Below are 23,115 nucleotides of genomic sequence, written 5' to 3'. Positions count from 1 at the left end.
CCGATCAGACGGGGCAGCGGAACCCCTCGGATTTATTGAGCCATGGAGGATGTGACGATGACCAGGCAGGTGGCGCTGGGCCTGACGATGGTGGCGTGGGCGGCGGTGGCAGCGGCCCAGCCGGCGGGCGATGTCACGGGCGTGTATCGCAAGGACGGTGGGGAGCTGGCCGTGCTGCAGGGCGACAAGGAGACCCTGCTCCACTACAGCGCCGGCTTCCCGCAGGGGCAGAGCGTCGGGACGTGTGAGTGCCCGCTGATGCTCCAGCGAAAGGAGTCCGCGTCTCGCTGGGCGCTGAAGAGCACGGACGCCAACGACACGTGGACGCTGCGGCTGGAGTCCGGCGAATTGGTGCTCGAGGACGGAAGCCCCGGCTGCTGCGGCGCGGGCTGGCCCGGAAAGGATGTCTTCGCGCGCAAGGCGATGACGCCCCTGAAGGGCTGCAAGGTGAAGGCGCCGCGCGCGTACTTCCACGACTCGGACGAGAAGAACACGCAGCGCAAGGCCTTCGTGGTGACAGGGGACGCGGTGCAGGTCTACGTGCCGTCCCTCGAGCCGGACCTGGTGCCCGCGCGCTTCGCGGGGCCGAAGAGCGCCACCGTGGGCCTGCTGCGTCGCGATCAGCTCGACTGCAAGGAGCAGGGCAGCGCGGCGTCGGCCGCCCCGGGTGCGGTGGACGTGAAGCCGCTCGCCGGCCACTGGGTGCAGGTGCACCGCAAGGGCAAGGGGTACGTCATCGAGCGGCCCTGCTCGTCGGGCACCCCCGCCTTCACCCTCGAGGCCAGCGGCGCGATGAAGGCCGAGTACGGCCAGGAGGACGAGGAGCTGAAGGTGACGGGCTCGATGCCCGGCGCGGCGGGCGCGTACACGCTGGAGGTGACACACTCCAGCGGCTCGCGCGAGACGCTGGCGTGGACGGTGGCGGACGCGAAGAAGAACATCGTCCGCCTCAAGGGGGGCACGGGTTTCTTCCGCGACGGCACGCTCTTCGTCCGCGAGGACAAGAAGGGCGGCATCCCCGTGCGCGCCGAGAAGTGCGACGAGTACGAGTAGCCCCATCGTCGTACGCGACACGCGGGAGGTGGGGGCGACGCGTCGGGGCAGGTCACCCGACGCGTCGGAGGACGCTCCGCTCAGCCAATCTTGAACGCGTCCAGCTCCGGCACCTTCTCCAGCAGCACGGGGGCGGAGTGCAGGTACGCGGTGGAGCGGCGCTTCTGGTCGATGTCGTCGTAGACGCGCTGCACCTGCGTGGGCGTCAGGCCCATCACCTGCGCGGCCTCGTCCGTGGACACGCCGTGATTCTTGGCCCACATCAGCAGGTCGAGCTGCGAGTAGTGCACGGAGAAGTAGAAGTCCTCCTGCGACTGCGGAAGGCTGAACGTGTCCGTGGTGGGCTCGCCGCTGGTGATTTCGTCGATGACGCCCAGGTGCTTCGCCAGCTTGTACACCTGCGTCTTGTAGAGGCCGGCGATGGGCTTCACGTCCGCCGCGCCGTCACCGAGCTTCACGAAGAAGCCCTGGTCGTACTCCAGGCGGTTCGGCGTGCCGGACACCGCGAAGTTCAGCCGGTCCGCGTGGAAGTAGTCCATCATCTTCCGGGTGCGCTGCTTGAAGTTCGTCGCGGCGACAATCTGCGTGTACGCCTGCGGCGAGAGGCGGAAGCGGCGCTCCTCGCCGTTCACCTGCACCACCACGTGGAAGAAGTTCACCGCGTCCGTGTTCAGCCGGTCGCCGTTCATCACAATCTTCCACTTCATGTCCGGGGTGAACTCGGGGAACACCGAGCGCACCGCCTCGTCGCGCTGCCGGTAGCAGCCGGCCGCCTCCAGAATCGGGGCGATGTCGTGGAGCTGGTACTTGATGCCCAGCTTCTCGCAGAGCTTGCGGCCCAGCTGCGAGCTCCACCCGCTGGAGTCCTTCTCCGGCAGGAGGATGCCGAACACGCGGTCCGGCCCCAGCGCACGCACGGCCAGCGCGGCGACGCAGGCGGAGTCGATGCCGCCGGAGACGGCGACCACCAGCCCGCGCTTCTTCAGCTTCTTCAGCACCGCCTCGCGCAGCCCTTCGGACAGCTCGGCCGCCTTGGCCTCCCAGTCCAGCTCCAGCACCTGCTTCGAGAACTTCATCGTGTCCACCCCTCTGGAATTTCTTACGAAGAACCGACTGACGAATACCGTGTGCGCAGCTCCGCCTTGAGCACCTTGCCCGCGGGCCCGCGCGGAAGCGCCTCTGAAAACACCACGTGCTTCGGCACCTTGTGCACCGGCAGCGACTCGCGGCAGAAGCGCCGCAAGTCGTCTTCCTTCACCTCGGCGCCCGCGTGCACCACCACCACCGCGCAGGCCGCCTCGCCGCCCAGCGCGTCCGGCACGCCCACCACCGCGACTTCCCGCACCGCGGGGTGGCTCGCCAGGTGGTGCTCGATTTCCGCCGGGCTCACCCGGTGGCCATTCACCTTGAGGATTTCCTTCGCGCGGCCGACGAGGAAGAAGAAGCCGTCCGCGTCGCGCCAGGCCAGGTCGCCCGTCCACAGCCAGCCGTCCTTCAGCACGGTGGCCGTCTCCTCGGGCGCGCCCAGGTAGCCCGGCGTGACGTTGGCGCCCTTCGCCACCAGGTGGCCCGTCTCGCCCACGGGCAGCGGCGTGCCGTCCTCCGCCACCACGCGCAATTCCACGCCCGGAATGCCCAGGCCGATGGAGCCCGCCTTCTCCTTCGCGAGCTTCGGCGGCAGGTAGCTCAGCCGCGCGGTGGCCTCCGTCTGGCCGTACATGACGAACAGCTCCGCCGGGTGGAACGTCTCGCGCGTCCACTGGATGGTGTCCGGCGCCATGCCACCGCCCGCCTGGGTGAGGTAGCGCAGCTTGAGCTTCGACAGCGTCTCCGGGCTGGCCTGACGCTTGAGCAACTCGAAGGTGAGTGGCACGCCCGCGAAGCCGGTGCTGCCCTCGGCGGCCATGGCCTCCAGCACCACCTGCGGGTACATGAAGCGCGGGTCCAGGAACACGGAGCCGCCCGCGAGCAGGTGCGTCTGCAGGACGCTCTTCCCGTAGCAGTAGTGCAGCGGGAGGATGAGGTGCGCCCTGTCCGTCGGCGTGAGGCCCAGGTACTCGACGATGGAGCGCGTGTTGGCGGCGATGTTGCCGAACGTCTGGATGACGCCTCGGGGCGTGCCCGTGCTGCCGGACGTGTAGACGATGGCCGCGTGCGCGTCGGACGGCGCGGAGGGCAGCGTCTCCAGCGGAGCGGCCTTCGCGTCCGCGTCCAGCGCGCCGTCCTCCTGCACCCATGTGCACACGGCGGGCGCGAGCACCTGGAGCATGCGCTCTGGAGGGCGCGTGGAGTGCACCACGTAGAAGTGGCCCAGGGTCGTCCTGCCCGTCCACTTGCGCGCGTCCTGCCCGAAGAGGAAGGCGTGCCGCGCGCCCGTCTGCGCGAGGATGGCATCCAGCGACGCCGCGCCGGACTCGCGGTCCAGCTCCACCGCGCACGCGCCCAGCGCCTGCACCGCGAGGCCCGCCACCACCGCCGCCGAGCCCAGCGGCAGGGCGATGAGCACCTTGTCCCCCGGGCCCACGCCCGAAGCGCGCAGGTGTCCGGCCAGCGCCAGCATCCGCTCCGCGAGCTGCCGGTAGGTGAGCCGCACCCACGGCGAGTCCACCGCGGACGCGTCCGGCGTGCGCCCGGCGTGGCCCAGCACCCACCCGGGAGCGGAGTCCGTCGCGCTCATGCTGCCTCCCGCGCCATGGCCATGCGCTCGGCGTTGCCATGCACCCGGGCAGAGGAGTCCGTCGCGCTCATGCCGCCTCCAGCACCACCGCGTCCACGTCCGCCGCGGGTGGCGGCTTCGGGTGGAGGAAGTGGTGGGCGAGCAATTGCGTGGACGCGATGGCGAAGAGGGCCATGGTGTCCGCCTCGCTCTCCGCCGCGTTGGGCGCGCGCAGCTTGGCGACGAGTCGCTCCGCCTTCTTCGCGTCGAAGACGCCCACCTTCGCCACCGCCTCGGGTGCGAGCAGCTCGCGGGCCCAGGCCGGCGCGTCGGGGCCCACCAGCGCTCCGGCGATGGGCGCGCGGTAGGGGAACTTGCTGCGCTCCAGGATGGACGCCGGCACCTTGCCCCGGGCAAAGCGCTTGAGGATGTGTTTCTCGTCCAGCCCCTTGAGGCGCAGCCGCTCCGGCACTCGCGCGGCGAACTCCATCACCGCCGTGTCCAGGAAGGGGAAGCGCCCCTCCACCGCGTTGCCCAGCAGCATGCGGTCGCCCTGCGCGGACAGCAGATACCCGGACAGCAGCGTCTTTGCCTCCAGGTACTGCGCGCGCGCCAGCGGTCGCCACCGGGCCACGTGCTCCGGCACCGACCGCAGCACCGACGCCACCGGGTCCTCGTCCGCCACGCGCGCGGCGAACTCCGGCGCGAGGAAGCGCGTAATCCGGCCGCTGTTGGACCAGCGCACCAGGTGCGAGAAGCCCAGGCTCCCCGGGTCCTCCAGCCCCATGCCGAAGAACTCGCGCAAGAGCTCCACGTTCTGCTGGCTCACCGAGAGGGTGGGGTAGAGCTTCCGCAGCAGCAGCGGGCGGTACTTCGACGCCGGCTGGCGCGCCCAGAACTGGCGGACCTTGGTCTCCTTGAAGAGGTCGTAGCCGAGGAACATCTCGTCCGAGCCCTCCCCGGTGAGGACCACGCGGATGCCGTTCTCCCGCACCCACTCGCTCAGGCGCAGGAAGGGCGCGGGCGCGGAGCGCATCATCGCCTGCTCGGCGTGGAAGATGACGCCCGGCACCAGCTTGCCGATGTCCCCGTCGCGCATCTCCACCACGCGGTGCTGCGTGCGCAGTTCGTCCGCCACGGTGGTCTGGTGCTGGCGCTCGTCGAAGCGCGCGTGCGCGAAGCCCACGGAGAAGGTCCGCAGCGTGCCGCCCAACTGCCCCTGCGCCAGCGCGCACAGGAGGCTGGAATCCAGCCCGCCCGACAGGTACGCCGCCACCGGCACGTCCGCGCGCAGCCGCAGCCGCACCGCGCGCTCCAGCACCGCGCCCAATTCCTCCAGCAGCTTCGGCTCGTCCGCGGCGTCCGGCGCGACGCCGAAGTCCAGGTCCCAGTACCGGAAGACCTCCAGCTTCCCGTCCCGGAAGCGGGCCGAGTGCGCGGGAGGCAAGAGGTTCACGCCCTCGAACGAGGTGCGCGGCGCCACCGGCGACCAGAGCGCGAAGGTCTGCTTGAGGCCCCGCGCGTCCAGCGTCGGCGTCACCAGCCCACCGGCGAAGAGCACCTTGGCCTCGGAGCCGAACGCCAGGTGCCCGCCCGGCAGCTGCGCGTAATACAGCGGGCAGATGCCCACGCGGTCTCGCGAGAGCCAGAGCGTCTTGTCGCGCGGGTCCCAGAGGGCGAAGGCCCACTGGCCCTCGAAGCGGCGCACGCAGTCGATGCCCCACGTGAGGAACGCGGCGAGGATGACCTCGGTGTCCGAGCGGGTGCGGAACGCGTAGTGCGCGGAGAGCTGCTCGCGCAGCTCCACGTGGTTGAAGATTTCACCGTTGAAGACGACGGTGAGTCCCGTGCGGGCGTCCCGCATGGGTTGGTGGCCGCCCTCCAGGTCGACGATGGAGAGCCGCGTGTGGCCCAGGCCCACGCCGTCCAGCATCAGGGCCCGCTGCGCGTCGGGGCCGCGGTGCTTGATGCTGGCGGTCATCCTGCGCAGCCGCTCGGCGGACTCGTTCCGCTCGGCTGCTCCGGCGCCCCCGCCCGCCGGAAAGGTGAAACCCGCGATGCCACACATGGTGGTGCTCTCTCTCAGCCCACCTGCGGCAGGCGCTGCTGCTTCTTCTTCTCCACGAAGGCCACCACGCGCGTCAGCGAGTCCAGGTTCTCCGGCACCAGCTCGCGGTCCTCCAGCTTGAGGCCGAAGTCCTGCTCGAGGAACGCCACCAGCTCCATCATGCCGGTGGAGTCGATGAGGCCCTTGCGGAGGAAGGAGTCGTCGTCGGCGAACTCGTCCACGAAGAAGGTGTCGACGATGAAGCTGCGGATGCGCTCACGAGTGCTCATGGTGTTTCAGTCCTGTCTGGAATGACGTGTGGATGGAAGTGGCCGGGGCTCGGGCGTCCGCCCCGGGGTGAAGAAGGAAGGGCGCTCAGGTGCCCGACTCGCGGGCGACCAGCTCCAGGCTCATGTTGCGGGCGGGGTTGCCCATGGCGAGCGAGTCCGGTGGCACGTCCTGCGTGACGATGCTGCCGGCGGACACCACCGAGCGCGCCCCCACGCGCACCCCCGGCATGATGATGGCGCCATGGGCCACCCAGACGTCCTCGTCGATGACGATGGGCGCGGTGCGGTGCCCGTCACGGTCTCCCACGCGCACGAACGAGGCGAACATGCACCGCTCGCCGATGGAGACGGACTCCCACGCCTCCAGCGAGACGCCGTAGTTGAATTGCGTGTCCGAGCCGATGGAGAGCCGCGCGCCGGGGTGACACACCAGCGAGCTGGGCATCATGCCGCCCACGAAGGTGAGCCGGTCTCCCAGCTGAATCGTGCCCTCGTTCTGCACGCTCATGGAGCCGTACGCGGCCACGTTGCGGCCCACCGACTGCACCGAGCGGAACAGCCAGCGCGCGCGCGCCAGGGCCAACGCGCGCTCGGCGCGGGGCTCCACGGCGTTGCGCAGCCCCTGGAGGTGGTTCATCCACGTGGACAGCGGAAGTGCGGAGAGTCTCGGGTTCATCCGGCCACCTCGCGGCGCAGCACCCGGGCCGGTGAGCCGCCCACCGTCACGCGGGGAGGGATGCGGCGGGAAATCACGGTGCCGGGCGCCACGGTGGCGCCCTGCTGCACGTGCGAGCCCGGAAGGAGGATGGCGCGGCTGCCCACCGTCACCCCGTCCTCGATGACGAGCGGGACGGAAGGGGGGCGCTCGTGCCGGTTGCCCCGGAGCGGGTGGTGCTGGTTGTCCATCACCTTGCAGAAGGCGCCCAGCTTCGCGCCCGCGCCCACGGTGATGGACTGGAGCGCCTCCAGCGAGGCGCCTCCTTCGATGGCGACGTCGTCACCGAGGATGATGCTGCCGCCCTTCATCGCGTGCAGCTCGATGGGCGCCGTCCGCCCATCCAACACCACGCGGTGGCCCAGGCGGACCTCGCCGGAGCCGTGAATCCATACGCGGCCGAGCACCGTGGGGGCGTCACCCACCGCCCGGCAGCGTCGGAGCTTCAGGCGCGAGAGGAGCGTTCCCAGCTCGCGCGACAGGGGAACGGGGAGCGGGCTCATGTCACGGTGTGGCGTGTGAGGGAATGGGAGGCTGCACGGCGGGCGCCGGCAGGGCGGACAGGAAAGCGAGGAACTCCTTCGCCATGCGGGCCTGCCCCGCGGCGTTGAGGTGGCCGCCGTCATCCGAGTACGCCGGCACCATGGCCGGCCACGGCTGCCCGTTCAGCTCGTACGTCTCGGGCGTCCCGTCGGCGGCGGTGGACTCGAGCGCGGCCAGGTCGAACAGCGGCTCCTTGCCGCCGTACGTCTTGCGCAGCAGCTGGTTGAAGTTCTCTCGCTGCACATTCTCGGAGATGCCCCACACCGGCTTGCCGAGCAGCTCCTTCAACCACGCCTTGGCGCCGCGCTGCACGGTGGTCAGCGGCACGGTGACATGCACGAAGGTGGTCCCCGGGTGGCGCGCCTTCAGTCCTTCCATGGTGGCGCGGTACTTCTCGAACAGGGCGCGGGTGTCCGTGGTGCCGTTGAAGTCGATGTAGCAGAACTTGAAGAAGGCCACGTCCGCCCCCTTGGCCAGGCCCGCATCCATCAGACGCGCGAAGTCCGCAATCTTGGATTCGGGCTTCATGTTTTCGCCCACCATGGCGTGGGCGATGGTGCCGGGGGCCACCGGCTGGGAGGGGTCCTTCACCTCCACCACGCGCGGGGCGGAGGCCACCTGCTTGACGCCGTCCAGGATGTTGCCGCCCACGGACTGGTGGCCGAAGAAGATGCGCCTCTGGGCCAGCGTCTCCAACCCGCCCGACGAAGAGGCCGGGGGCGTCGCGGCGCTCGCCACGCCGTGCAGGGCCATGAGCACGATGGCCGGAAGCACCAGCGCGCTCATTCGCACAAGAAAGGTCCAGTCGAAGTGCATGCGGACTCATAAACCCGACGCTTGCCAAGCGTCAAAGGGCCAACGGTCCAGGATGCGCGTTCGATTTTTTCGGGCCTTGGAATGACGGGAGGTGAGTCGGACCCGCCCCGCCTGGCCGGCCAGAAAGCAAGCCGCCAGGCCCGGGGGGATTGACACGCCCCGCGCTGGCGGCGCGCTACTCCGAGCGCAGGGAGACGGCCGGTGACACGCGGCTGGCGCGGAGCGCGGGCAGCCAGCTGGCCAGCAGGGACACCCCGGACAGCACCACGGCCACGCCCACGAAGATGGTGGGCTCGCTGGCGTCCACGCCGTACAGCAGCGAGGCCAGCAGCCGCGTGCAGCCGAAGGCGGCCAGCAGCCCCACGCCCACGCCCACCAGCGTCAGCCGCAGGCCCTGGCCCAGCACCAGCCGCAGTACCTGCCGCGGGTGCGCGCCCAGCGCCAGGCGGATGCCCAGCTCACGCGTGCGCTGGCCCACGGTGTAGGCCATGACGCCGTAGACACCCACGCCGGCCAGCACCACCGCGAGCAGGGCGAAGGCGGCCAGCAGCCGGGCCGTTGCCGTGGGGCGCAAAAGCTGCCGGTCCACCCGCTCCGCGAAGGGGGCCAGGTCATAGACGGGCTGCTCCGCGTCCACGGCCTTCACCTCCTGGCGCACGGCCGTCACCAGCGGGGCCTCCGCGCCCCGGCCGCGCAACAGCAGCGTGACGGAGGGAATGGGCATCTGCGCCAGGGGCAGGTACACCTCCGGCCGGGCGGGGAGGGTGAGCCGGTCCGCCCGCACGTCCGCCACCACGCCGACGATGTCGTGGAACGCCGAGTCCCCGTTCCAGTCCAGCTTCACCCGCCGGCCCAGGGCCTCGCCCGTGCCGAGGTAGGCCCGGACGAAGGCCTCGTTGACGATGGCGACGGGCGCGCCCTTGTCCGTGTCCTGCGGGCCGAACGCGCGGCCCTGCCGGACGGCGATGCGCATGGTGCGGAAGTAGTCCGGGCTGGCCACGCGGTACTCGGCGAGGAAGCGCTCACCGGACTGCGGCGCGCTGCCCTCGAGGATGAAGTCCCCGTTGGTGTTGCTGTTGCCCAGGGGGGCGTCGTTGATCACCCCCGCCGCCTCCACCCCGGGGAGCGCCGCCACGCGGCCCAGCAGCTCGTCGTAGAAGGATGCCTTGCGCGCGCCGTCCGAGTACTTCGCGGCGGGCAGCGACAGCCGCGCGGACAAGAGTCCGTCCAGGTCGAAGCCCAGGTCCACCGCCTGCACGTTCTGCAGCGTGCGCACCATGAGGCCGGTGCCCACCAGCAGCACCAGCGCCAGCGCCAGCTGCACCATGACGAGCGCGTTGCGCAGCGGGTGGTGCGCGCGCGCCCCCGCGGCGCTGCCCGACTGCTTGAGCAGCGGCAGCACGTCCATGCCGGAGGTGTGCAGCGCGGGCGCCAGCCCGAAGAGCAGCCCCGCGCCCACGGACAGCGCCACGCTGAAGGCCAGGGCCGGGCCGCTCAGCTCCACCGGCGTCACCCGCAGCATGTTGACGGGCAGCAGGGTGCGCACCAGCTCCAGGCCCCAGAGCACCAGCAGGAGCCCCATCGCTCCGCCGAAGAGCGCCAGCAGCACGCTCTCCGCCAGCGCCTGCTGCATGCGCCGGCCCCGGCTGGCCCCCAGCGCCGCGCGGATGGCGCCGTCGCGCTGTCGCGCCAGCGCCCGCACCAGCATGAGGTTGGCCACGTTGGCGCAGGCGATGAGCAGCACGAAGGCCACCGCCCCCCACAGCGTCCACAGCATGGGGCGCATGTTGCCGGTGAGCTCCTCCTGCCAGGTGAGCAGCGTCACCCCGTGCGGCGCCTCGCCGGCGTCCGCGGAGTCGATGAGCGTGGCCACCCGCGCCAGGTCCGAGCGCGCCGCCTCCAGCGAGGTGCCGGGGGCGAGCCGGCCCAGCACGGACAGGTAGTGGCTGCCCTTCTTCTGCGCGTCCAGCCAGAGGGGCAGCCAGACCTCCGCCTCGTTGCCGAACTCCGGGAAGGTGAAGTCCTCCGGGAGCACGCCCGCCACGGTGTAGCTCCGCCCGTCCAGCACCACCGTCTGGCCCACCCCCGGCGTGCCCGCGAGCGCCCGCTTCCAGAAGCCGTGGCTCACCACCACCACGGAGGCCGGCTGGCCGGCCTGCGCGTCCTCGTCGGTGAAGTCGCGGCCCTGCGCCGGCCGCACCCCCAGCGTGGAGAAGAAGTTGGACGTCACCAGGCCCGCGCGGACGCGCTCCGGCGACTCCACCCCGGTGCGGTTGAGGTCCCTCAGCCCGAAGCCCGCGAGCTTCGCGAAGCCCTTGCCGTGCTCCCGCCAGCCGAGCAGCTCCGGGTCCGACACCGAGGCCTGGTCCATGTTGCCCGTCTGCTTGCACCAGACGCGCACCAGCTCCCCGGCCTCCGGGAAGGGCAGCGGCCGCAGCAGCATGGCGTGGATGGCGCTGAAGAGGACGGTGTTCGCCCCGATGGCCAGCGCCAGGGTGATGCCGGCCGCCAGCGTGAAGCCGGGGGTGCGCATCAGGGTGCGCAGCGCGTAGCGGAAGTCCTGACGGAGGGAATCCATGGCCATGTCCCAAAGCGAAGGACATGCCAGCGCCGCGACGCAAGGCAACCCCCCGGCTTTGCGGGGAGGCACACCCGTGCGGCCCGGGCGGGCTGCACGGATGCGGGAAGTCGCGTCCCGGAAATGGACAGGTGCGCCAGGGGGGACGGGCCGGGGCCGCGGCCTCGTCACCCCCGGGCGCCGGGCCGGCCGGCTGGTCCGGGGCCCGCGTACGTCTCACGACTTCAGTTCACGTTCCAGCGCGCGGCAATCTCCTCGCACGCCAGCTTCACGTCGTTCATCCTGCGCTGCTGGGCGCGGGGAGCGAAGTGCAGCCGGCCCGCGAACACGTCGAAGACGCCCACGAGGCGCGGGTCCACCGGGCCGCGCTGCTCCAGCCGCTGCTCGGCGTAGCGCTGGAGCACGGTGGCGATGTACTGCCCGGCGCGCTCGTCCAGCGGCGTGTGCTTGGAGAAGTAGAGCTTCAGCACGCCCGAGCGCATCTGCCCCTGCGCGTCCACGCTGCGCAGCAGCACCTCCGGCCGCACGCTGACGGCGACGCCCGACAGCTCCAGCGGCGGCAGCTCCACGTCCGCGGGGCTGGCGATGGCGTGCGAGGCGAGCCCGTCCACCGAGACGAGGCAGCGCTGCAGCGCCTCGGCGCACAGCGCGAGGCGGTGCGCGTCGAAGTCGGACTCCGGCGCGGCGTTCAGCAGCCGACGCTGGTGGTAGCGCAGGATGACCTCGTCGCGGCCCTCGCAGAGGAACTCGACGATGGCCTGCGAGGCGGCGGGGTAACGCAGGTACTGCGGGTCCACCGGGTGCTTCTGGCCGTGGATGATGCGCTTGCGCAGCGAAGGCGTCGCGGTGAGGTACTGACCGAGCTTGTTGACGGAGACGCGCGGGTTCTCACGGGTGGCAGTCATGGCGACCTTCCTTTTCGGCTTCGTTGTTGATGGATGCAGACTACCGGAGGGGTCTGACATTCCCTCGGCCGGCCGGAGGCAGGGCAGGGGGCCTCTGATTCCCTCCTGAGGGGTAGGAACCGGGCCCCTCTCAACCCCACCCGGACCCCCTCCAGGGCCCTCTCCAGAGGGTGCCGCGCGGCGTCACGCCGGGCCGCTTTCATGGCGCACCGCACTGTGTGGCGGGCTGACAGTCTCTGCCTGTGCTTTGTACTTTTCGCTGAGCAGGTCGGTCCCTACCTTTCGCCGCGAAGAAGCCTCCCTCAGCTGGGGGCTTCGTGGGACCTGGCGCGGCGTACCCGCGCCCAACGCGATGCGCGGAGGCGGTGCAATGGTGGACACGGCTGAGAACCCTCTGGGGCTGAACGGTTTCGAGTTCGTGGAGTTCACGAGCCCCGCACCCGAGGTGATGGTGGGCTTGCTGGAGCGGCTGGGCTTCACCGCGTACTCCAAGCACCCGACCAAGGAGCTGATCCGCTTCAAGCAGGGTGACATCAACCTGCTCGTCAACCGCGAGGCCACCGGCCAGTCCGCGGAGTTCCGCCTGGCCCACGGCCCGTCCGCCAGCGGCATGGCCTTCCGCGTGGCCAACGCGCGCGCGGCCTACGAGATGGCCCTGGAGCGCGGCGCGAAGGCGGCCGACCCGGCCCGTGGCGCGCTCGGCGAAGGCTCCTATGTGCTCGAGGGCATCGGCGGCAGCCTGCTGTATCTCGTCGACCGCTACGGCGCGAAGGGCTCCATCTATGACGCCTGGACGAAGTTCCCCGGCGCGGACGCGGCCGAGGCGAAGAACAGCGTGGGCCTGGAGTCGCTGGACCACCTGACGCACAACGTGCGCCGGGGCCAGATGCGCACCTGGTCCACCTTCTACAACCGCATCTTCGGCTTCACCGAGCAGAAGTACTTCGACATCAAGGGCCAGGCGACGGGCCTGTTCAGCCAGGCGATGATTGCCCCGGACAAGGCCATCCGCATCCCGCTCAACGAGAGCCAGGACGACAAGTCGCAGATCGAAGAGTTCATCCGCCAGTACAACGGCGAGGGCATCCAGCACCTGGCCCTGACGACGCGAGACATCTACGGCACCGTGGAGCGCCTGCGTCAGCGCGGCGTGTCCCTGCAGGACACCATCGACACGTACTACGACCTCGTCGACAAGCGCGTCCCCAACCACGGCGAGGACCTGGAGCGGATGCGGAAGAATCGCATCCTCATCGACGGCAACGAGCAGGAAGGGCTGCTGCTGCAGATCTTCACGGAGAACCTCTTCGGGCCCATCTTCTTCGAGATCATCCAGCGCAAGGGCAACGAGGGGTTCGGTAACGGGAACTTCCAGGCCCTCTTCGAGTCCATCGAGCTCGACCAGATCCGCCGCGGCGTCATCAAGGTCGACACGGGCCGCTAGGCCGCATACACGGCCCCGAGGAGGAGATACCGGTGACCACCGAAACCCAACCCGGGGCCAACCCGCGCGTTTACCTCTCCGGCTTCGGAAACGAGTTCGCGACCGAGGCCGTCCCAGGCGCGCTCCCGCAGGGGCAGAACTCCCCGCAGCGGGCGCCCTACGGGCTGTATGCCGAGCAGCTGTCGGGCGCGGCCTTCACCGCGCCGCGCCGGGAGAACCGGCGCTCGTGGCTGTACCGCATCCGCCCGAGCGCCAACCACCCCGCGTACCAGCCCCATCCGCAGGGGCTGTTGCGCAGCGGCCCCTTCGACGAGGTACCCGTCTCGCCCAACCGGCTGCGCTGGAATCCGCGGCCGGTGCCCGGCGGGCAGGTGGACTTCGTCGACGGGCTCGTCACCTACGGCGGCAACGGTGACCCGGCCACGGGCTCGGGCATCAGCATCCACCTGTACTCCGCCAACACGTCCATGGTGGACCGCGTGTTCTACGACGCGGACGGCGAGCTGCTCCTCGTGCCGCAGGAGGGACGGCTGCGCCTCTTCACGGAGCTGGGCGTGCTGGACCTGGCACCGGGCGAGGTGGGCGTGGTGCCCCGCGGCGTGCGCTTCCGCGCCGAGTTGCCGGACGGGCCGGCCTCCGGCTACGTCTGTGAGAACCACGGCGCGTTCTTCCGCCTGCCGGACCTGGGGCCCATCGGCGCCAACGGGCTGGCCAATCCGCGCGACTTCCTGACGCCCGTCGCGGCCTATGAGGACGTGGACCGGCCGACGCTGGTGGTGCAGAAGTTCATGGGCCGGCTGTGGGCCTCCCAGTTCGACCACTCACCGCTGGACGTGGTGGCGTGGCACGGCAACCTCGCGCCGTACAAGTACGACCTGGCGCGCTTCAACACCATCAACACGGTGAGCTTCGACCACCCGGACCCGTCCATCTTCACGGTCCTCACGTCGCCCAGCGAAATCCCGGGCACGGCCAACTGCGACTTCGTCATCTTCCCGCCGCGGTGGATGGTGGGCGAGCACACCTTCCGGCCGCCCTGGTTCCACCGCAACGTGATGAGCGAGTTCATGGGCCTGGTGCACGGCGTCTACGACGCCAAGGCCGGCGGCTTCGCTCCGGGTGGCGCGTCGCTGCACAACTGCATGAGCGGGCACGGTCCGGACCAGGCGAGCTACGAGGGCGCCATCAACGCCGACCTGAAGCCACACAAAATCAAGGACACGCTGGCCTTCATGTTCGAGTCGCGCTGGGTCATCCGCCCCACGCGCTTCGCGATGGAGACGCCGACGCTGCAGTCCGACTACGACCACTGCTGGTCGGGCTTCCAGAAGGCGAAGCTGCCCTGAGGCGCGTCCGTGAGTGAGGCACGGCAGCCGCCGCGGGAGCGGCTCACGGCGACTCCGCCGAACGTGAAGCTCCTCCCGCTGGCGGCGCTCCAGGACCCGGGCGCGCGCAACCTCGTGCTGCAGATTGGCGACGCGTACTTCCACGGCTTCCTGGTGCGCACCGGTGACGAGGTCCACGGCTACGTGGACCGGTGTCCCCACGCGGGGCTGCCGCTGGCGCAGAAGCTGGACCAGTACCTCACGCCCGACAAGCAGCTCATCGTCTGCTCCTGGCACGGCGCGCTGTTCCAGCCCGGGGACGGGCGCTGCGTCGGCGGCCCGTGCTCGGGAGCACGGCTCACGCCCTGGCCGGTGAAGGTCGAGGGCGGCTTCGTCGTCACGACCTGAGGCGTCAGCTCAGGCGCCGACGGCCACCGTGGCGGGCTCGGGGTGCGTCGCCGGCTCCACGAGCGACTGCTTCTCCCAGGCCCGGCTCCTCCAGCGCAGCCACATGGTGATGCCGCGCACCCACTCGTCCGCCGCGACGGCGAGCCACACCCCGGACAGGCCCAGCCCCAGCTTGAAGACGAGGAAGTAGCCCAGGGGCAGGCTCATGCACGCCATGGACAGAAAGCCCATGTAGACGGTGAAGGTGGCGTCGCCCGCGGCGCGCAGCGCGTTGATGAGCACGAGGTTGAAGGCCCGCCCGGTCTCCAGCAGCAGCCCGATGACGATGACCTGCGACGTGACTCGGAGGATGTCGCCGTTGTCGGTGAAGAGGCGGATGAGCGGCACGCGCACGAGGATGACGGCCACGTCCACCACCAGGGTGATGCCGAGCGCCCACCTCAGGCCATTCAGCGCCTCGCGAAACGCGTCCTCCGTGCGGTGGGCGCCCACGAGTCGTCCGACGAGGATGGACGTGCCCAGGCCGATGGCCAGGCTGCACAGGAAGACATACTGCGAGATGGAGTGGGCGTACTGCCGCGACGCCAGCGCCACCGGGCCGAGGAACGTCACGTAGTACAGAAACACCGTCTGGCAGGCCTGGTACGTGAGCTGCTCCACCGCGGAGGGGACGCCCACCTTGAGAATCTTGCGGACGTACTCCCGGGAGAGCGTCACGTAGTCGCGCAGCACCATCCGCACGGGGATGACCCGGTAGAGCATCCACACGAAGACGCCGAGCGCGACGGCGCGGCTCATCACGGTGGAGAGGGCCGCACCGGCCACGCCCAGCGCCGGCAGTCCGAAGTGGCCGAAGATGAGCGCGAAGTTGCCGCCCACGTGCAGCACGTTCATCCCCAGCGAGACGAACATCGACTGCTTCGTGAAGCCATACGTGCGGATGAGGCTGGAGAAGACGTTGATGAGCGCCTGGAGGAACAGGAACCCGCCCACGATGTGCAGGTACGTCGTCGCATGGGCCAGCACCTGCCCGTGCAGGTTCATGCCGCCGAGGATGCGGTCTCCGAACAGCAGCAGGCCCGAGCTGACCGCGACGCCGAGCCCCAGGTTCAGGGAGATGGCGAGCGCGGAGATGCGCGAGGCCTCCTGCGTCCTACCCGCCCCGAGGTACTGGGACACGACGATGGCCGCGCCGTTTCCGATGACCTCCATGATGAGGATGCAGATGAAGACGTACTGATTGACGACGCCCACGGCGGAGACCGCGTCATCGGACACGCCGCTGAGCATCAGCGTGTCCGCCGTGCCCATCAGCATGAAGAGCAGCAGCTCCAGGAGGATGGGCCAGGTGAGGCGGAACAGGCCCAGGTGCGGCGAGGCGGGTGACGACGCGACTGCGACTTCCATCGGGATGGGTCGACTCCGGCGGGCAGGCGCCCGGCACCCCTCGCATCTCGCATGACTGCCGCGCCGCGTCGAGTGACATCGGATGGCACCTTCCGGTGCCTGCCTCCCTGCTCGCCCGCGTGCGGCGCCGCTTCAGTCGTGCGTCGCGTTGAGCCCGAAAATCTGCCGCAGCCTTCCGAGGATGCGGCCCACCTCGGCGGGGATGGGGTCCGCGCTTCCGGCTCCGCCGGCCTGGGCCAGGGCGCGAAGCTGGGTGCGCCGCTGGGCGAGGAGGGCGGAGAGCTGCCGCGCCAGCCCGGGGTACTGCTCGAACATGCGCGCGAAGGTGGGCCGGTCCACCTCGAGCAGCAGTGAGTCCTCCACCGCCACCACCGTGGCCGCGCGCTTCTCGCCCGTCAGCAGCGACATCTCCCCGAAGTAGCCGCCGCGCCCCAGACGCGTCACCTCGGCCTGCGTCTTCCCGGCGCGCACGCTGACCTCGCCGGAGGCGAGCACGTAGAAGGTGCGGCCGTCATCGCCCTCCTGGATGATTCGCTCGCCCTTGCCGAAGCGGTGCACGACCACTTCCTGGCGCAGCCGGTCCAGGTCCTCCGGGCCCAGCGGCTGGAAGAGGTCCACCGCGCGCAGCAGACTGCGCACCGTGTCCTCGGACAGCTCCGCGTGCGGCACCTGCTGCCGCACGTGCACGGTGCGCTGCGGGTACGGAATCTCGATGTTCTCCCGGCGCAGCCGGTACCACAGTCGCGTGTGCAGCTCCTCCTTCACCGTGTCCGCCAGCGCGTAGTCCGCGAGGAAGAAGCGCACCATGTAGCGGACGCACGACTCCTCGTACGCCAGCGTGCGCGCCAGGGGCGGCGGCTCCACGAGAATCTGCGGAATCTCCCGCATCACCTCCAGCATCACCGTCTTCACCTGGTTGGGCGGCGCGTCGTAGGACAGGCCCAGCGTCACGTCGACGCCCACGGGCTCCTGGTCCTCGGAGAAGTTCTGCACCAGCTCCTTGGCCACCATGCTGTTGGGCAGGGTGATGACCTCGCGCCGGAAGGTGGACAGGCGGATGGAGCGCCAGCCGATGTGCACCACGCGCCCCGCATGGCTGCCGATGCGGATGATGTGCCCCACCTCGAAGGGCCGGTCCAATTGCAGCGACAGGCCGGCGAAGAGGTTGCCCAGCGTGTCCTGGAGCGCGAGGCCCATCACCACCGACAGCACCGCGGACGTCGCCACCAGACCGGTGAGGTCCAGTGAGAGCTGCGTCTTGAGGATGGGCACCGCCGCCAGCGTGTAAAGCGTGAAGTCGATGACGTCCCGGAGGATTTTCGGCGGCGCCGCCGAGCGCTGGCGCAGCCGCATCAGCTTCAGCCCGAAGCCCACGCTCGCGCGGATGAGGCCGAAGGCGAACGTCAGCAGCCAGCCGACGCGCACCACCTTCACCAGGACCCTGGGAGCGGTCTCCGGAAGCGCCCAGGCCACCGTTCTCAGCACCAGGAAGGCGATGAGCAGCCGGATGGCGCCGTTCAAGTCGCGCTGCAGGTGCTTGTCGTGGGTCGCCGTGCGGACCGCCAGCAGGATGACCGCCAGCAGGGCGCCCAGCGCCAGGGACAGGTTGCTCTGGAGGAGGGAAAGCAAGGCCTCCGCATGTCACCAGCGCGTTACGGGAGGGTCAAGGCAGGCTTGTTGACGGGTGCCACTCCTCCGGGGATACACGCCTCATGACGCTGGCATCGGTACAGGGACAGCCCCGCGCGATTGATGCACTCCAGGCGGCATTGCGCGGCGGCGCGGTGCACCACGCGTATCTCTTCGCCGGGCCGGAGGGTGTGGGCAAGGAGCTGGCCGCGGTGGGATTGGCTCAGGCGCTCACGTGCCCCGAGCAGCCGGACGTGGGCTGCGGCACCTGCGCGAGCTGCGTGCGTATCGCCAAGGGCCTGCATCCGGACGTCACCTGGGTGATGCCGGACGACGAGCGCGTGTCGCGCGGGCTGGCGGGGCGCTCGGACTTCACGGGCACGCCCAGCCGCGAGCTGCGCGTGGAGCAGATTCGCGGCCTCCAGGAGCGGCTGGCGCTGCGCGGCCTGGAGTCGAAGCGCAAGGTGGCCATCATCATCTCCGCGCAGGCGATGAACGTGCAGGCGCAGAACGCCTTCTTGAAGACGCTGGAAGAGCCGCCCTCGGAGACGACGCTCATCCTGGTGGCCAACGCCATGGACAAGCTGCTGCCCACCATCCGCAGCCGGTGCAGCAAGGTGCACTTCGGCCCGCTGCCGGTGGAGCTGGTCGCGAAGCGCGTGCAGGAGGAGCGCAAGCTGGACGCGGACACCGCCACGCTCGCGGCCATCATGGCCGGAGGCAGCCTGGGCCGCGCGCTGGCGCTGGACGTGGACGCACTCTCCCAGCGCAAGGACGTCGTCACCGCCTTCGAGTCCCTGCGCGGCGAGGACGCGGTGGGCCTGCTGCGCTTCGCGGAGGCGCACGGCGGCTCGCGCGAGGACGCGGAAGGGGCGCTGGAATTGCTGGTGCTGTGGACGCGCGACGTGGCGCTGGCCCGGGCGGGGCTGGAGGACGGCCTCGCGAACCGAGACTTGAAAGAATTGGCGCGCGAGGCGGCCGCGCGCTCCTCGGATGCGCTGCTGCACCGGCGGCATTCGCTGCTGGAGGGCGCGCGCGCGGCCATTGCCCGCAACGGCGCGCCGCGGCTGCAACTCGAGCGCATGCTGATTGAGCTGTTCACGGAGGCCGCACGGTGAGCGCCGAACTGGATGACGTGCTGGCGGAGGTGAAGGCGGGCAAGGTGGCGCCGCTGTACCTCCTGTGGGGCGAGGAGTTCCTGGTCCGCAAGGACGCGGACGAGCTGGTGAAGAAGCTGGTGCCGGACGCGGCCATGGGGCTCAACCTGGCCGTGCTGGACGCGGGCAGCCCGCGCGAGGTCGCGCAGGAGCTGGCCACCATGCCGCTGTTCCCCGGGCGCAAGGTGGTGCTGGTGCGAGACCCGGAGTTCCTCGCGCCGAAGAAGGGCCGCGGGGACGCGCTGGGCAAGGCACGCGAGGCGTGGAAGGCGGGCAAGCGGAAGGAGGGCGCGCGGCGGCTCCTGGCGCTGGCGTCGCGCGCGGGCTGGGGCGTGGAGCAGCTGGACCCGGGCTCGCCCGGCGCGCCGTCCGTGGAGCAGTGGAAGGACGAGCTGAACGTGGACCTGGCGGAGGCGGACGTCGCCTTCCTGCACGAGGCCGCCGCCTTCTGCCGCGAGGAGCGCATCTCCGCGCCCGAGGGCGACGTGTCCGCGCTGCTGGAGCTCATCCAGAAGGGCGTGCCGTCCGGCCACGCGCTCGTCATGGCGGCCACCGAGGTGGACGCGAAGAGCCCGCTGGTGAAGCTGGCCCACGACAAGGGCCACGTCGTCGAGCGCAAGGTGGCCGCGCGCCACAAGGATCTGGACCTCTCCGAAATCGCGAAGGAGTTCCTGGCGCCCTTCAAGAAGAAGCTCGGGCCCGGCGCGCTGGACGAGCTGAAGGAGCGCATCGGCGGCAACATCCGCCTGCTCCAGTCCGAGCTGGAGAAGCTGGCCACCTACTCGGAGGGGCCGGCAATTGAGAAGACGGACGTGGCGATGCTCGTCCACCACGCCCGCGAGGAGGAGTTCTTCGAACTGTCCGAGGCGCTGCAGAAGCGCGACTTCGGCGGGGCGCTCGCCTACGCCACGGACGCCATGGGGCAGGGCACCCACGCGCTGCAGCTGCTGGGCGCGGTGGCCTCCATCGTCCGCTCGCTCCTGGAGAGCCACGAGTGGCTGTGGCGCTACGCCGGGGGCAACCCGCCGCGCACCGCGAAGGACGTGGAGGCGCGCGTGCTTCCCCGGCTGGAGGCGGAGCTGAAGGGCACGAAGCGGAAGATGCCCAACGCGTGGGCGCTCACCTTCAGCATGAAGGCCGCGGCCGGCTACGAGCGGCGGGAGCTGCTGGGCGCGCTGGTGGCGTGCGCGGACGCCGACCTGGCGCTCAAGTCGTCCGCCAATGGACGGCTGGTGATTGAGCGGCTGCTGGCCACGGTGTGCCTCCGCGCCGCGTGAGCGCTCCCCGGGGAGAGGGGGGAGGGGACGCCGGCCCGGCCCCCACCCCGGCACTTCCGGGTGCATGCGCGCCCGGGTTTCGGTAGAGGAGGCCCGCCATGGCGGACAAGCGTCGCTTCGACCTCTTCGCGGACTTCCTCGTGTCGCGCTTCGCGGCCCCTCGCGTCTTCGACGTCGCGGGAGGGCAGGGGCGTCTCAACGAGGCGCTGACCCAGCGCGGCCGCGCCGTCACGACGTTCGACTTGCGGCACAAGCACCTGCCCGTCACCTACGCCCAGCGCATCTTCACCCTCGACGAGCCGTGCGAGGCGGAGCTGGTGGTGGGCATGCACCCGGACGGCGCCACCCGCGTCATCATCGAGTACGCCGCGAAGCACCGGCTGCCCTTCGCCGTGGTGCCGTGCTGCTCGGACAACGGCATGCCCTACAACCCGTGGATGCGGCACCTCGCGGAGCTGGCCCGCTCGGCCGGCTTCGCCACCGTGGAGGAGGTGAAGCTCTCCATGGACGGGCGCGCCCGCGTGCTGGTGGGTGAGCCGGGCCCCGAAGTGTCCGGCTGAGGGCATTTGTCACCCATGTAAAGTTGCAAGCCAAAGCAGTTCTCGACTATAATTCGCGCCTGCCCTCAAACCAGACACCCATACTTCCGGTGTGTCGTTTGGGAGGACAGTGCTGGAGGGCTGAGTTCCAGAGTGAAGGGACTCGTTTTCCGGGCTTTTCTGTAAATACCCCATACATTCGCGCGGTGCGGTGAGCGACATCCGTGTGCCACCGGAGGGCAGGCAGGTGCGGGGCTTATAGAGTGCATCGCGGGGGCTCAAGGCGTTGGCCCGAACCGTGCTCATGGGGGAGCGCCCGCCAGCGCCCCGCAGGCGGGTTCAAAGGAGCTCCCCCCTTGGTTCGAACCCGTATCCTTGCCGCCCTCCTGGTCCTCCCCCTGACCGCTTGCGAGATGAGCGGCGACGCGACGTCTCAGGGCTCGCAGAAGACCGACGAGCTGTCTGATGTGACGAGCTCGCTGGCCTCCATGCCCGGCGCCGAAGTGGTGGGCCGTCATGATGACGGCGTTCCCTTCCTCATCCGCGGCCGCCTGGGCACCGTGGACAGCGCCGTCCGCGGCTTCGCGGGTGCGGACTCCGTGCGTGCCGTCAGCTCCATGCTGCCGAGCATCGCCGGCTCCTTCCGCCTGCGCGCCGAGGACCTGGTGGTGAGCCGGGTCAGCGTGGACGAGCAGGGCTTCACGCACATCCGCTACAACCAGACGAAGAACGGCCTCCCCGTGGTCGGCCAGGAGCTGGCCATCCACCTGGACCCGGAAGGCAACATCGTCATGGCCAACGGCTCGGCCCGTGACGGCGAGTTCGGCGTGCCCGCGACGGCGCGCATCGCCGCCCAGTCGGCGAAGACGGCCGCCCTGCGCAACACCGTGGGCACCCGCCTCGAGATCGACGGCCAGCCCCGGCTCGTCTACCTGCGCGCCGGTCAGGCGCAGAAGCTGACCCTGGCCTACGAGGTGGTGGTGACGGGTGAGGGCGCGCAGCTGCCCATCCGCGACCACGTCTTCGTGGACGCCACCACCGGCGTCGTCGCCGACCGCGTGACGGACATCCACTCGGCCCTGAACCGCGCCGTGTACAGCGCGAACAACGGCAGCAGCCTGCCGGGCACCCTGCGCCGCAGCGAGGGCGGGGCGACCACGGGCGACGCCCACATCGACCAGAACTACGACCAGCTCGGGTTCACGTACAACTGCTACAAGACCATCTTCAACCGCGACTCGTACAACAACGCGGGCGCGCAGCTGAAGAGCTCGGTGCACTACAGCACCAACTACGTCAACGCCTACTGGAACGGCAGCCAGATGGTGTACGGCGACGGCGACGGCGTGAACTCCGGCATGCTCGGCAAGGACGCTGACGTGACGGTGCACGAGCTGACCCACGCCGTGACGTCGTCCGAGTCCAACCTCACGTACTCCAACGAGTCCGGCGCCCTCAACGAGGGTATGTCCGACATCTTCGCGGCCGTTTGCGAGTCCTGGTCCACCAGCTGGTCCACCAGCGCGGACGTGTGGATGATTGGCGAGGACATCTGGACGCCGGGCACCGCGGGCGACGCGCTCCGCTACATGGCGAACCCGACGCAGGACGGCTCGTCCAAGGACTACTACCCCGAGCGCTACACGGGCACCTCCGACAACGGCGGCGTGCACTGGAACTCGGGTATCGCCAACCTGGCGTTCAAGCTGCTCTCCACGGGTGGCACGCACCCGCGCGGCAAGACCACGGTCAGCGTGGCGGGCGTGGGCGTGGAAGTGGCCGCTCGCATCTTCTACAAGGCCAACACGGACCTCTTCACGGCGTCCACCACCTTCGCCCAGGCGAAGACGTACACGGTGACGGCGGCGCAGCAGCTGGGCTACAGCACGGCCATCCAGGACTCGGTGACCAAGGCCTGGGAAGCGGTGGGCGTGGGCGTGACGACGCCTCCCCCGGCCTGCACCCTGCTGACCAACGGCGTGGCCACGACGGGCATCTCCGGTGCGGCGGGCTCGCAGAAGTTCTACTGCATCGACGTGCCGGTCAGCCGCGCTTCCTCGTTCGTCCTCAGCGGCGGCACGGGTGACGCGGACATGTACGTGAAGTTCGGCGCGGCCCCGACGACGTCCTCGTACGACTGCCGCCCGTACCTCACCGGCAACGCCGAGACGTGCAACATCGCGGCGAAGACCACCGCGGGCCGCTTCTACATCATGCTGAACGGCTACTCGGCCTACAGCGGCACCTCGCTCAAGGCGACCTACTAGCCTGATGCGAAAGACGGTGGGGCCGGGCGGCTGAAAGCCCGGTCCTCGCCGCAAGGATT

The 23,115-nt window shown here is 70.2% G+C and carries 19 protein-coding genes; 8 read left to right on the top strand and 11 right to left on the bottom strand.

Annotated elements, in window-relative coordinates; translation table 11 throughout:
• Window positions 1-57: 57 nt before the first annotated feature.
• A complete protein-coding gene (locus G4D86_RS48800; protein ID WP_164002454.1) occupies window positions 58-1,053 on the top strand; it encodes a hypothetical protein in 996 nt (331 codons plus the stop codon).
• 80 nt (window positions 1,054-1,133) lie between these two features.
• Here the strand turns inward: G4D86_RS48800 and nadE are convergent, their stop codons facing one another.
• From nadE to G4D86_RS48755, 9 genes are all read right to left on the bottom strand, one after another.
• Window positions 1,134-2,129, bottom strand: a complete 996-nt coding sequence (gene nadE, locus G4D86_RS48795; RefSeq protein ID WP_164002452.1) for an NAD(+) synthase — start codon at window positions 2,127-2,129, stop codon at window positions 1,134-1,136.
• A gap of 23 nt (window positions 2,130-2,152) precedes the next feature.
• Window positions 2,153-3,730, bottom strand: a complete 1,578-nt coding sequence (locus tag G4D86_RS48790) for a class I adenylate-forming enzyme family protein (protein ID WP_164002449.1) — start codon at window positions 3,728-3,730, stop codon at window positions 2,153-2,155.
• A 67-nt stretch (window positions 3,731-3,797) separates the two neighbouring features.
• A complete protein-coding gene (asnB, locus tag G4D86_RS48785; RefSeq protein ID WP_164002447.1) occupies window positions 3,798-5,777 on the bottom strand; it encodes an asparagine synthase (glutamine-hydrolyzing) in 1,980 nt (659 codons plus the stop codon).
• A gap of 14 nt (window positions 5,778-5,791) precedes the next feature.
• Window positions 5,792-6,046, bottom strand: coding sequence for an acyl carrier protein (locus G4D86_RS48780; protein WP_164002445.1), 255 nt, complete (start codon window positions 6,044-6,046; stop codon window positions 5,792-5,794).
• An 85-nt stretch (window positions 6,047-6,131) separates the two neighbouring features.
• Window positions 6,132-6,722 (bottom strand): acyltransferase, encoded by a 591-nt coding sequence (locus G4D86_RS48775; protein ID WP_164002443.1) that lies wholly within the window; start codon window positions 6,720-6,722, stop codon window positions 6,132-6,134.
• On the bottom strand, window positions 6,719-7,264 hold the full coding sequence (locus G4D86_RS48770; protein ID WP_164002442.1) for an acyltransferase: 546 nt from the start codon (window positions 7,262-7,264) through the stop codon (window positions 6,719-6,721). The genes G4D86_RS48775 and G4D86_RS48770 overlap by 4 nt, the downstream gene beginning before the upstream one ends.
• A gap of 1 nt (window position 7,265) precedes the next feature.
• The gene (locus G4D86_RS48765) at window positions 7,266-8,120 is read right to left on the bottom strand and encodes a hypothetical protein (protein ID WP_164002441.1); all 855 of its coding nucleotides are present in this window, start codon (window positions 8,118-8,120) and stop codon (window positions 7,266-7,268) included.
• A gap of 175 nt (window positions 8,121-8,295) precedes the next feature.
• Window positions 8,296-10,698 (bottom strand): ABC transporter permease, encoded by a 2,403-nt coding sequence (locus G4D86_RS48760; RefSeq protein ID WP_164002440.1) that lies wholly within the window; start codon window positions 10,696-10,698, stop codon window positions 8,296-8,298.
• Window positions 10,699-10,922: 224 nt separating this feature from the next.
• Entirely contained in the window at window positions 10,923-11,603 is a 681-nt protein-coding gene (locus tag G4D86_RS48755) for a hypothetical protein (protein ID WP_164002439.1), read from the bottom strand.
• A gap of 370 nt (window positions 11,604-11,973) precedes the next feature.
• Between G4D86_RS48755 and hppD the strand changes: the two genes are divergently transcribed.
• Genes hppD through G4D86_RS48740 form a run of 3 tightly spaced genes read left to right on the top strand, consistent with a single transcriptional unit; the run spans window position 11,974 to window position 14,780 of the window.
• Window positions 11,974-13,047, top strand: coding sequence for a 4-hydroxyphenylpyruvate dioxygenase (hppD, locus tag G4D86_RS48750; protein ID WP_164002438.1), 1,074 nt, complete (start codon window positions 11,974-11,976; stop codon window positions 13,045-13,047).
• A gap of 32 nt (window positions 13,048-13,079) precedes the next feature.
• Window positions 13,080-14,393, top strand: a complete 1,314-nt coding sequence (gene hmgA, locus G4D86_RS48745; RefSeq protein ID WP_164002437.1) for a homogentisate 1,2-dioxygenase — start codon at window positions 13,080-13,082, stop codon at window positions 14,391-14,393.
• A gap of 9 nt (window positions 14,394-14,402) precedes the next feature.
• On the top strand, window positions 14,403-14,780 hold the full coding sequence (locus tag G4D86_RS48740) for a Rieske (2Fe-2S) protein (protein ID WP_164002436.1): 378 nt from the start codon (window positions 14,403-14,405) through the stop codon (window positions 14,778-14,780).
• A 9-nt stretch (window positions 14,781-14,789) separates the two neighbouring features.
• On the opposite strand, the gene G4D86_RS48735 is transcribed toward G4D86_RS48740, so the two are convergent.
• Together G4D86_RS48735 and G4D86_RS48730 are read right to left on the bottom strand one after the other, a co-directional pair.
• Window positions 14,790-16,187, bottom strand: a complete 1,398-nt coding sequence (locus G4D86_RS48735; protein WP_164002435.1) for an MATE family efflux transporter — start codon at window positions 16,185-16,187, stop codon at window positions 14,790-14,792.
• Window positions 16,188-16,319: 132 nt separating this feature from the next.
• Entirely contained in the window at window positions 16,320-17,816 is a 1,497-nt protein-coding gene (locus G4D86_RS48730; protein WP_164002434.1) for a mechanosensitive ion channel family protein, read from the bottom strand.
• Window positions 17,817-17,899: 83 nt separating this feature from the next.
• On the opposite strand from G4D86_RS48730, the gene holB reads away from it, so the two are divergent.
• The 4 genes from holB to G4D86_RS48710 all read left to right on the top strand — a co-directional run bounded on the left by holB (window position 17,900) and on the right by G4D86_RS48710 (window position 23,056).
• Entirely contained in the window at window positions 17,900-18,934 is a 1,035-nt protein-coding gene (holB, locus tag G4D86_RS48725; RefSeq protein WP_164002432.1) for a DNA polymerase III subunit delta', read from the top strand.
• Entirely contained in the window at window positions 18,931-20,250 is a 1,320-nt protein-coding gene (gene holA, locus G4D86_RS48720; protein ID WP_164002430.1) for a DNA polymerase III subunit delta, read from the top strand. The genes holB and holA overlap by 4 nt, the downstream gene beginning before the upstream one ends.
• A 98-nt stretch (window positions 20,251-20,348) precedes the next feature.
• Window positions 20,349-20,810 (top strand): hypothetical protein, encoded by a 462-nt coding sequence (locus tag G4D86_RS48715; RefSeq protein WP_164002427.1) that lies wholly within the window; start codon window positions 20,349-20,351, stop codon window positions 20,808-20,810.
• A gap of 335 nt (window positions 20,811-21,145) precedes the next feature.
• Window positions 21,146-23,056 carry a M4 family metallopeptidase gene (locus G4D86_RS48710; protein ID WP_164002426.1) on the top strand — a complete coding sequence of 637 codons (1,911 nt, stop codon included), beginning with the start codon at window positions 21,146-21,148 and terminating at the stop codon, window positions 23,054-23,056.
• Window positions 23,057-23,115: the final 59 nt, after the last annotated feature.

This window comes from Pyxidicoccus caerfyrddinensis, assembly GCF_010894405.1.
Lineage (GTDB): Bacteria > Myxococcota > Myxococcia > Myxococcales > Myxococcaceae > Myxococcus > Myxococcus caerfyrddinensis.
Note: the sequence above shows the minus strand (reverse complement) of the source record. Positions and strands in the feature narration are given on the sequence as shown.